14 protein-coding genes and 1 pseudogene are annotated in these 9547 nt (G+C 36.9%); 4 read left to right on the forward strand and 11 right to left on the reverse strand.

What is annotated here, in order from left to right:
- Window positions 1-82: 82 nt before the first annotated feature.
- From CBP76_RS10315 to amaP, 7 genes and pseudogenes are all read right to left on the reverse strand, one after another.
- Window positions 83-502: a helix-turn-helix domain-containing protein gene (locus CBP76_RS10315; RefSeq protein ID WP_102196794.1), complete on the reverse strand. Its 420-nt coding sequence runs from the start codon at window positions 500-502 to the stop codon at window positions 83-85.
- 251 nt (window positions 503-753) lie between these two features.
- Window positions 754-1149: pseudogene (locus CBP76_RS10320) on the reverse strand (SDR family oxidoreductase); the annotation flags it as partial.
- A gap of 373 nt (window positions 1150-1522) precedes the next feature.
- The gene (locus tag CBP76_RS10325) at window positions 1523-1663 is read right to left on the reverse strand and encodes a hypothetical protein (protein ID WP_081539454.1); all 141 of its coding nucleotides are present in this window, start codon (window positions 1661-1663) and stop codon (window positions 1523-1525) included.
- An 11-nt stretch (window positions 1664-1674) separates the two neighbouring features.
- Window positions 1675-1926 carry a GlsB/YeaQ/YmgE family stress response membrane protein gene (locus CBP76_RS10330; RefSeq protein ID WP_102196796.1) on the reverse strand — a complete coding sequence of 84 codons (252 nt, stop codon included), beginning with the start codon at window positions 1924-1926 and terminating at the stop codon, window positions 1675-1677.
- 14 nt (window positions 1927-1940) lie between these two features.
- Complete coding sequence (locus CBP76_RS10335) at window positions 1941-2483, reverse strand: Asp23/Gls24 family envelope stress response protein (RefSeq protein ID WP_102196797.1); 543 nt, start codon at window positions 2481-2483, stop codon at window positions 1941-1943.
- Window positions 2484-2510: 27 nt separating this feature from the next.
- Window positions 2511-2696 carry a DUF2273 domain-containing protein gene (locus CBP76_RS10340; RefSeq protein ID WP_041500090.1) on the reverse strand — a complete coding sequence of 62 codons (186 nt, stop codon included), beginning with the start codon at window positions 2694-2696 and terminating at the stop codon, window positions 2511-2513.
- 11 nt (window positions 2697-2707) lie between these two features.
- Window positions 2708-3277 (reverse strand): alkaline shock response membrane anchor protein AmaP, encoded by a 570-nt coding sequence (amaP, locus tag CBP76_RS10345; protein ID WP_102196798.1) that lies wholly within the window; start codon window positions 3275-3277, stop codon window positions 2708-2710.
- A 197-nt stretch (window positions 3278-3474) separates the two neighbouring features.
- Between amaP and CBP76_RS10350 the strand changes: the two genes are divergently transcribed.
- Window positions 3475-4062 carry a recombinase family protein gene (locus tag CBP76_RS10350; RefSeq protein WP_102196799.1) on the forward strand — a complete coding sequence of 196 codons (588 nt, stop codon included), beginning with the start codon at window positions 3475-3477 and terminating at the stop codon, window positions 4060-4062.
- Window positions 4063-4261: 199 nt separating this feature from the next.
- Here CBP76_RS10350 and CBP76_RS13235 read toward each other — a convergent pair whose 3' ends face one another.
- Window positions 4262-4438 (reverse strand): hypothetical protein, encoded by a 177-nt coding sequence (locus CBP76_RS13235; RefSeq protein ID WP_166667256.1) that lies wholly within the window; start codon window positions 4436-4438, stop codon window positions 4262-4264.
- A 146-nt stretch (window positions 4439-4584) separates the two neighbouring features.
- On the opposite strand from CBP76_RS13235, the gene CBP76_RS13035 reads away from it, so the two are divergent.
- Window positions 4585-4707: a hypothetical protein gene (locus CBP76_RS13035; protein ID WP_245865750.1), complete on the forward strand. Its 123-nt coding sequence runs from the start codon at window positions 4585-4587 to the stop codon at window positions 4705-4707.
- A gap of 21 nt (window positions 4708-4728) precedes the next feature.
- Window positions 4729-4932, forward strand: coding sequence for a gamma-glutamyl-gamma-aminobutyrate hydrolase family protein (locus CBP76_RS13660; protein WP_225363841.1), 204 nt, complete (start codon window positions 4729-4731; stop codon window positions 4930-4932).
- 195 nt (window positions 4933-5127) lie between these two features.
- On the opposite strand, the gene CBP76_RS10355 is transcribed toward CBP76_RS13660, so the two are convergent.
- From CBP76_RS10355 to CBP76_RS10365, 3 genes are read right to left on the reverse strand one after another with little or no spacing between them, the layout of a single operon-like run.
- Complete coding sequence (locus CBP76_RS10355) at window positions 5128-5943, reverse strand: carbohydrate ABC transporter permease (RefSeq protein WP_011668823.1); 816 nt, start codon at window positions 5941-5943, stop codon at window positions 5128-5130.
- 3 nt (window positions 5944-5946) lie between these two features.
- Window positions 5947-6801: a carbohydrate ABC transporter permease gene (locus tag CBP76_RS10360; RefSeq protein WP_021355944.1), complete on the reverse strand. Its 855-nt coding sequence runs from the start codon at window positions 6799-6801 to the stop codon at window positions 5947-5949.
- 5 nt (window positions 6802-6806) lie between these two features.
- Window positions 6807-8105, reverse strand: coding sequence for an ABC transporter substrate-binding protein (locus tag CBP76_RS10365; protein ID WP_102196800.1), 1299 nt, complete (start codon window positions 8103-8105; stop codon window positions 6807-6809).
- Between the two features lie 127 nt (window positions 8106-8232).
- Here CBP76_RS10365 and CBP76_RS10370 point away from each other — a divergent pair, with 127 nt between their 5' ends.
- The gene (locus tag CBP76_RS10370) at window positions 8233-9372 is read left to right on the forward strand and encodes an ABC transporter ATP-binding protein (protein ID WP_102196801.1); all 1140 of its coding nucleotides are present in this window, start codon (window positions 8233-8235) and stop codon (window positions 9370-9372) included.
- The last annotated feature ends 175 nt before the right edge of the window (window positions 9373-9547 follow it).

Genomic DNA, 9547 nt, shown 5'->3' on the forward strand with positions numbered 1-9547 from the left:
ATAACCTTATCAAGGGTGTGAGGCAAGGAAACCATACTATCAAAGCTGTTGAACAAATTCACAATATTCCTGTGCATGCTATTTATTTCATAAATGTTTCAATAATAAAAGTGGGATTTAAACGTGTTTGCTTCTTCTTTTTCTTGGCCATTAACGGTCTGGGACGACGCCTTAATCCAATAACACCGTAGTGATTGTATCTATATATCCATGAATTAACCTGGCTAGGTGATATTTTGAAATAAATTACAGTATCAAGGCGACTGATCTCATGTAGTTTATGATATTCTATCACGGATAATTTGAAATCTTGAGAATATTCTTTATGGGATTTTTTGGTTATCAAATAATTAAGTCCATTTGCTTCCGCTTCATGGACCCAGCGATAAATCGGTGATTTACTAGGCATTCCATATTTTTTCGATAATCCAAGTATAGAAATTTGTCTATCAAAATATTCATTTACTAATTTAACTTTGAATTCTGAAGAGTATTTGGTCATAAAAAAAGTGCTCCTAAAGTTGTTAGATTATGTCTAACAATTTTAGGGCACTTCATTTATTTTCCCTTTTTAATGGTCTTAATGACTTGGTATAAACTTATTAAGAGTTGGAATAAAGTTAATAGATTTAACACTTTGTTTCTCGAAATTTTTTGCTTATTTATACTCATTCTTTAGCACCCTCTATACCTTGGATAAAATTAGAATTCTCGCGTAGATACGCGTAGATATAAAAAAGAAATTTAATTAAATTAGCCCCCCGTAACATTGATAGATGTAGCTGTTATATAACTAGCCGCATCTGAAGCCAGAAAAACATATGCTCCGGCTACTTCAGAGGGTTGCCCAGCTCTACCTAGGGGAGTATCCTTACCAAACGTAGGTATATTTTCTGCTAATTGTCCTCCTACCACTTGCAACGGTGTCCAAATAGGACCTGGAGCAACACTATTGACACGAATGCCTCGCTGAGCTAATTGTTTTGCTAACCCAAACGTTGTATTTTTAATTGCAGCCTTAGTCCCTGCATAATCAATTAAATATGCTGAAGGATCTTCTGCTTGAATAGAGTTAGTTGTTATGATGCTACTGCCGTTTGGCATATATTCCAATGCCTCCCTGACTAGCCAAATTAAGCTGAAAACATTTGCAATCTACCTTATGGGCTTTAAAGGTTTAACACCATAAGCACCACCTCCGATTGGAAATAGCCACCGCCTTAACTTCTCTACTGGATCTATTATACAGGCAGCCTAGCTCTTTAACCAAATATAAAATTAAAGAATCAGTAAGAATACTATATTCATATCTGTAAAAACAGTTTTTAACTGCTAGGTCATAATGTATAGATAAATAAAAGCAAGCACCTATGTAAAAAAGTGCCTGCTTTGATTAATTATCAAAAAAATTCCAATCTATATTTATAAAGGGTTATCTTCCCAATTTAAATATTGATTAACTGATCTTCAATTGCTCAATTATTTACGTTCTAAGAAGCCTAATACAGATAAATTTGGCTAATTATCCATGTAATTTTTGTTGCAATGTATCACCAATGCCATCTACTTTCTTAGCAGCCAAGACGGTGCCACCGATGAGGACACCACCTACAATGAGCGTAGAAGCGATCATAAACTTAAATACATTTTTCAAGACGTCCATAAAATTCCCCCTTACTTTTTACTGGTTCGACCAACAACTAATGAAACAATCAGAACTAAAATAATTGCCCCAATGATCGATGGTATCAATGCCATGCCAGCTAACGAAGGGCCCCAAGTGCCAAGGAGCCCTTGGCCAATCCACGCACCGATTAAACCAGCTACGATGTTTGCAATCCAGCCCATAGCAGCACCACGGTTAGTGATTGCGCCAGCAATGGCACCAATGATTGCCCCGACGATTAATGACCAAATAATTCCCATATATACTCACTCCCTTATTTAACACGACTAGATTTATTGTCAGACGTTACTTTATCAACGCTGTCACCTAATGTTTCCTTCGATTTCTTTGCGCCCTTACTGACGGATTCCTTCGTTTTGTCTGTGACATCGCTCACGCGATCTTGCAGAGAAATCGAATCTTTTTCATGTTGCTCCTTTGTCTTGACATCAACAACATTCACATTTACCTCAATTACTTCTAATTCGGTCATATTCTTTACTTCCCGAACGATAACATTTTTGATCTTGTCATACAGTTTAGAAATATCAATGCCGTATTCAGCAACAATGTCGAGATCCACTGCAACCTGCTTTTTTCCAACCTCTACATCAATTCCTGATGTGACATCTGAAGTATTAACTAGTTTTTCAGCAACATTTGAGAAAAAGCCGCCATCTACGGTTAATAAGCCATCTACTTCAGAAAGTGCGATACCAATGATCTTTTGAATAACCTTATCATCAAATGTTAAATTGCCTTTAACACCAGACTTCTCGTTAGTTGTTGTTTTCTCACTTGGCGTTACATTCTGCATAATTTTTCCTCCTTATAATTCAAACAGTTATTTAAAAACATTTGTTAAGATACCAGTTTTTTGAATATAATAACCCGCGGTAATCCCGATTGCCATAAAAATCAAAACAAAAAGCGTCTTGAAAAATCCAACAGTGATGATAAGGACCGCTAAGAGCAATCCCATAATTCCACCAATTAGTGGCCAAAAATAGGCTTTAATGAGTTCGGTCACGATATCACCTCCTAGATAACTCGAGATTTATGCACATTAGCGTCCAACTCATTAAAATCAACGAGTCTGATTTTAATTTTTTTCTTTTCAGAAATTCCAAGACAAATACGCAAATCTTTTTTTAATTGATTAAGAAAATTTGCAGTCTGTTTCTTGGCATTGACTGAATTTAGTAGATCACCCGATATTTTAAGTGTGATCCCTTTTCGTGATAACTTAGATGATACCTTGGGGTTGCCAATAAAGGGTTCATGTTGAAGTGCTGAAAGCGCAAAATGTTCAATAGCTTTCTTACTGACGGTTACTTGACCATCAGACTTTTGATGAAGATATAATGATTGTGACCGTGGCCAAAAAAGTGTGATAAGCAAAAAAATAATTAACAGTACCGCCAGAATTACTCCACTCCAAAAGAGGTATATCTGTTCGTACTGCTCCAACCAACCAAGCTTTAATGACATGGGTGTACTAGTACCAATGGCCGTTGACCAATTTTTAAAGACAAGAACTATGGATAAAGGAAATGCAAGGATAATAAAAACTACTATTAATGCCTTTAATGCCTTAGATATAAATCGCAAATCATCACCACCTTTACCATAATTAAAGCAGGACAGTTGTGATGATGGAATTATATGCTCTTATAAGGAACCAATTAAGATTTTTGTTTGACTAAACCAATCTAGCCAATAGGGTATACCCTATTGGCCGTTTTTGTTTCTATGCTATACTAGGAATTATAAATGTTCATTAGAACTGTCCAAAAGGAGATCTGAAAATGGCTAAAATTGGTTATGCGCGCGTGAGTTCCAAGGAGCAACATTTAGATCGGCAGTTAGCGGCTTTAAAAGACGTTGATAAATTATTTACGGATAAGTTAAGTGGGGCTAACACCAATCGACCTGAACTGCAAAAACTGCTGGCTTATATCCGCGAGGGTGATATTGTCCTGGTCACTGAACTAGATCGCTTGGGCCGAAACAATCAGGATTTAACTAAGATCATGAACACCATTCAAAATAAGGGGGCCACCCTAGATGTGTTAAATTTGCCGTCCATGACAGGGATTGCTGACCCAAATTTACGTCAACTGATGACCAACTTGATTATTGAACTCTATAAGTATCAGGCCGAAAGTGAACGTAAGCGAATCATTGAGCGCCAGCAGCAAGGGATTGCCTTAGCTAAGCAGCAGGGTAAATATCATGGGCGCAAACCCCAATACACCCAAGACGATCCCCGCTTGCAACATGCTTTTAAACTTTATCAGGCAGGCATGAGTGATGTCGATGTTGCCCGTAATACAGGAATTAAACGGACGACCTTTATTCGATACCGTGTGAAATACGGTATTAAAAGAAAATAGGGCCCCCTTTTGGTTAGCACATGTTAACTGAAAGGGTCCCTATTTTCTTTACTTAATAGGTAGATTACAAATTTAATCCGAATTATTTGCAATTTAAAACGTAGTCTCCAATATTGTATTTAGTATGCCTCATGGGAATTCACTCTGATTTATGTGGCCCCCTTCAAATTGGAATTTGTAATCTAACATAAACGGCTTATTAATCACGCCTAACCGGCTCTTCAGGTTGTTTTTCAGGGTATATTTTTTCTGGATTTATTTTGGGGTTTTCAGGTGGAGTCTTTCCTGGAAATCTTTGTGGTAATTGCTTTTTAGGCTTTTCTATTGGTATATGAGGAGTAATTTTGTTTGGGTGTTTTTCCAAAAGTGATAGCATTAGCTATGCCTCCTTAAATTCTTCTTGAATGGAGTGTCGTCTTTTAAATCAGAGCGATGTTGATACCATTTTTCCGCTTGTTCCGTAGCAATTGAAATGGCCCGCTTATCGTCACTTACGAGGGGATTCCAACAATCTGTATCGGAATTCCAGTCCGGTATGAACATACTAATTATGGAATGGTAGCTTACCAAGATTTTGCTGATACAGTCAAACTAGTAGAAGAAATTATTACTGGATTGTCATCCGAAAAAATTGCAGCCTTTTAGAAAGAAAAAATTTATTGTCTAATTGTTAATAGTCGATATCATCAAGCAGCAAAAAATGTGGGCGAATGCTTAAAAGTTACTGCAGCCGTTAAAAATGGGGTTATTGAAGCATTAAAATCAATTGATTCTCAGCAAGTGTTGGTTCTTCAAAGGCGCCCAGAATTTTTAGTCGAGACAAGTCCGCAAATACAAATTATTTTTACTGATTTGATCGTAAGATGTTGATTATAAATAACAAGCGTAAAGGTTAACAGGAAGGTATTAATGGTAAACTATGCACATAGTCTGAGTTTAATTATGAGTAATTAAGTCCAGAGGATCCAACTGCTGAATAATATGAACATTACAAAAATAGTACAAGAGACCAGGTCAGATTGACCTGGTCTCTTGTACTATTTTTATTTAGATTAAATCCAATCTTTACTTGATAGCTCCTTCTGTCACACTTGTCATGACTTGTTTTTGCAATAGGAGGAACAGAATAATAATCGGAACCATTGACAAAACAAGTCCGGCTAAGGCTAATTGCCATTGGCTGTTTGTTTCACCGAAGAAAGAATACATCTTAAGTGGAATCGTGTACATGCCATCTTTATTAACAACTAGTGATGGTAACAGGTAGTCATTCCATATTTTCATTGCATTCAAGATAACAACTGTACCTGTCATTGGGCTGACCGCTGGAAAGATAATATAAACAAAGGTTTTAAAAGGATAGGCTCCATCTAAAGCAGCAGCTTCGTCAAGAGTTTTTGAGACTCCTTGAAAAGCCCCATAAAAAAGAATAATTGAGAGGCTTACTGATAACCCGGTGTTCATAATGACCAGACTCGTTCTGTTAAGGAAATTAACTTTGCCAAAAAGTGAAAGAAGCGGGATCATAATTGACTGAAAAGGGATCAGCATAGTTCCGGCACAAAGATAGTAGAGAATTGAACTGAAAGGCCCTTTAACACGAGAAAGAGCATAGGCAGCAGCTGCCGAAACCAATGTGATTACAATGACACTGGCTACTGTGATAACTAAAGAGTTAAAGAAACTGCTTGTAAAATCAAGCGCCTGGTAAGCAGTTTTGAAATTTGAAAACGTAAAGTCCCGTGTAAACCATAACGGGTTTTGAAAAATTCCCCTTTTTCCCTTTAAAGCATTGATAATAACAATGATAAAGGGGTAGAACCAGAATAGGGCAATGATTCCAAAAAGAAAGCCAAGTAAGATTTTAGTTGATTTTTTCATCTTCTATCCCTCCCGCTTTCTTGAAAGTGCTAATTGAATAAAGGAAACAATGGTTACACAAAGGAAAAGGATAATTCCGGCTGCCTGAGCGTATCCCTGCTGGAAGTTTACAAAAGCAGTATTATAAATATACATCGAAATCATCTCTGTGGAGCGGTATGGGCCACCATTTGTAAGTGCTAAGTTTTGCTCATAGAGTTTAAACGAGTTGGCAAGTGTTAGAAATAGACTGATTGTAAAGGCTGGCGCCAATTGTGGCAGCTTGATGAAAAAGAAAATCTGGGTTGCTTTTGCACCGTCTAGAACAGCTGCTTGAATGGTATTCTTAGGAATTGCATTCAAGAAAGAAATATAGATTAACATAATATAACCGCTCATCTGCCAAACAAACAGAATTACTATCCCCCAAAAGCCTGTTGAAGGGTTGCTCAACCAACCTTTGAAAAAGTCAAGATGAAAAGCAGCGGCAATTGCCTGAAAAGCAGAAGTAAAAATGAATTGCCAGATAAAACCAAGTAGTATTCCGCCGATCAGATTTGGCATGAAGAAGATGGTTCTGAGTGATTTTGTGAGTCTGTTGTTGTGACTGGTGACGATTAACGCAAAAGCCAAACCGACTAAGTTAATTAGAATTACTGAAACAAAAGAAAATTTAACTGTTAGCCAAAAACTCTGCAGAAAGGTGGAGTCTTGAAAAAGGACTTCAAAGTTTTTCCAACCAATAAAAGAAGAGCGTAAACCATTGGAATCGGTAAAGGAATAATAAATTCCTATCAGAAATGGTACGACAATAATCAATAGTATAAAGAAAACTGCTGGTAAAACAAAAGCCAGATATTGATGTTTTTTGATAAGCATTTTTATCACTCCCCACTTTGGATTTCCCTGAGCTGTCGATATTTAGCCGATGTTTCCTTTTTCAATTCTTTCCAAGAGATCCCATTTACAAAATAGCGCTGTATATATGGCCCAAGTGCTTGGTTAGTAAAGCCATTCGGGTACTGTTTGTGAACAGGAGATTGTGCGTTTTTGGAAGTGCCGATCCGATAAATTTGTTTAGAAAGATCATCAGGCAGCCTCGAAACATCAAAGTTTTTAGTTGCAGGAACGAAACGCATTTCGTTAATGATTACGTTCTCAGCTTCTTTTGAAGTATACATCCAGTTAATAAAATCTTTAGCAGCTTTTTGCCGCTTGGGATGATCTTTAGTGATTCCTAAATACCATGAGGAACCGGTCAAAAGACGGTCAGTACCATCATTTTTAACAAAGAACGGTAACATGCCAAGATTTTTTTGCACGTATCCCTTTTCCAGACCATCAAGCGTCGGAATAATCCAATTTCCTTGAGGTATCATAGAAACTTTACCATTGAAAAAAAGGTATTGGACAGAAGGATCATATTTAACTGAAAGAATCGGTTGTACATTATATTTTTTTACGAGATCATAATAATTTTTCATTTGCCTCTCGTATTTCCAAGGGAAAGTTTTGCTTTTGAAAGCTTTGACAAGATTATTGTTGTACGGCAGAGAAGTAAATTGTGCTGAAACAGAAGCAATTGAATTGGTATCAGCTCCGTTAAAGCCGAAAACGGCATCGATTCCAATCTTCTTTTTTTCTGAATTGAGTTTTTCAACCGCTTTCAAAAATTCAGAATAGTTATTGATCTTTGAGGCATCAATCCCAGCCTTAGCGAACACAGCTTTGTTATACGACCAGCCATAAGCCTCAAGATCGACTGGAATTCCAACCATACGTTTATTTGAAATTCCACCGCTAACAAGATTTGGTACTATGTTTTTACTTGCCTTAAGATCTTTTAGATTAATCAAATGATCCTTATACCGATCTATTTCAGGTAGCCCGCCAAGCATAATAATATCTGGAGCTTCCCCAGAGGCAAACTTCGCTTGTAAAGCAGCGGCCCCACCGCCTTGACCTGAAGTAGTAATTTGGATATTGACGTTGGGATGTTTAGCATGATACATCCGCGCTAATTTTTGATATTGTGCGGTTATTTCAGGCTTTTGATTAAAAAAGTTAAGTGTAATTTTTGAATTTTTTTCCCTTTGCGAGCTAAAACTACAACCTGTTAAGACAATTAATGATAAACTCAACATAAAAGTTAGCTTAGCGATTTTAAAAAATCTTTTTTTCATGTCTTCCGCCCCGATTCATTGTCAATTGTTTGTCAAGAGCACCATTCTTTCTTACCTAAATTTTATGTTTTTATTATGAATCACTGCAGAAACAAAAGCAAAGAATAAACTCTAGGAGGCGTTTCTTATGAGTAAGATTCAAATCGAACACCTTTATAAGCGTTATGATAATGCGGAAAATGACACCCTAAAGGATATCAATCTTGAGATTGATGACACGGAATTTGTTGCAATTATTGGACCATCAGGTTGTGGTAAGTCTACACTATTGCGTTGCTTTTCAGGTTTGGAAGAAGTTACAAAGGGAAAAATTAATGTAGATGGAAAGCGCTTCGATAATATTCCACCGCAAAAGCGCAGCATTGCAATGGTTTTTCAAGATTATGCATTATATCCACATATGACTGTTTACAATAACATGGCGTTCAACTTAAAAATTAGTAAATTTTCTAAAAGTGAAATTGATTCACGGGTCAAGGAAGCAGCACAAAAGCTTAATCTCACAGACTATTTGGCTCGTAAACCCGCGCAGCTTTCTGGTGGGCAGCGACAAAGAGTTGCTTTAGGGCGTGCAATGGTGCGCGCACCTGAAGTCTTTTTAATGGACGAGCCGCTTTCTAATTTAGATGCGAAGTTACGTGTTTCAACGAGGCAGGATATTATCGAGCTACATAAGCAGCTTGGAACTGTAACGATTTATGTAACGCATGATCAAGCTGAGGCGATGGCAATGGCGGATAAAATCTTGATCATGCGAGACGGAGTGGTACAGCAGTATGGTAAACCTGAAGAACTTTATGATAACCCGCGTAACCTCTTCGTTGCTCGTTTTATCGGGTCTCCCAGCATGAATATTTTAAAGGGTACTCTTTCGAACAAGGGAATTTTTAATTCAGGTGGTGTAAATTATGACCTTAGTGAATTCGTGAAAAAAGAAGTTTTGCCAACGGATAAAAGAGAGATTGTACTTGGATTTCGGCCTGAGAAAGTAACGCAGGTAAAAAAGTCAGGAGATAATGATACAGCTCCTGAGAATTCTGCACAAAAAGAGGGATTTTTTGTACTTTCTGCAAGTAAAAATCTGGCTGAATACATGGGCGGCCATACGCTTGTCTATCTAAAAACTAAAGATGGTGTTAATATTGTGACTCAAACGCCTAAAAGAATTCCTAATGATGATAGCCACAAAAAATTAGATCTTTATATTCGTAATTCTAATATTTATCTGTTTGATGCTAAAAGCGGTCTGACACTTCAAAATGGTTAGCTTTACCAGATAAGAAAGAAAACGGTTAAGTTGGAGAGAAAGATTTGCTTACCATAAAAAAGCAAAAACGTACTAATTTGCAATTTGCATGTTAAAGATATAAACAAAGGAACCGGATCAAAAATCACATTTTGTTTCGGTTCCTTTATTTTATGGTAGATTGTAAAATTAATCC

Origin of the sequence: Companilactobacillus nuruki (genome assembly GCF_002872255.1) — a bacterium.
GTDB lineage: Bacteria > Bacillota > Bacilli > Lactobacillales > Lactobacillaceae > Companilactobacillus > Companilactobacillus nuruki.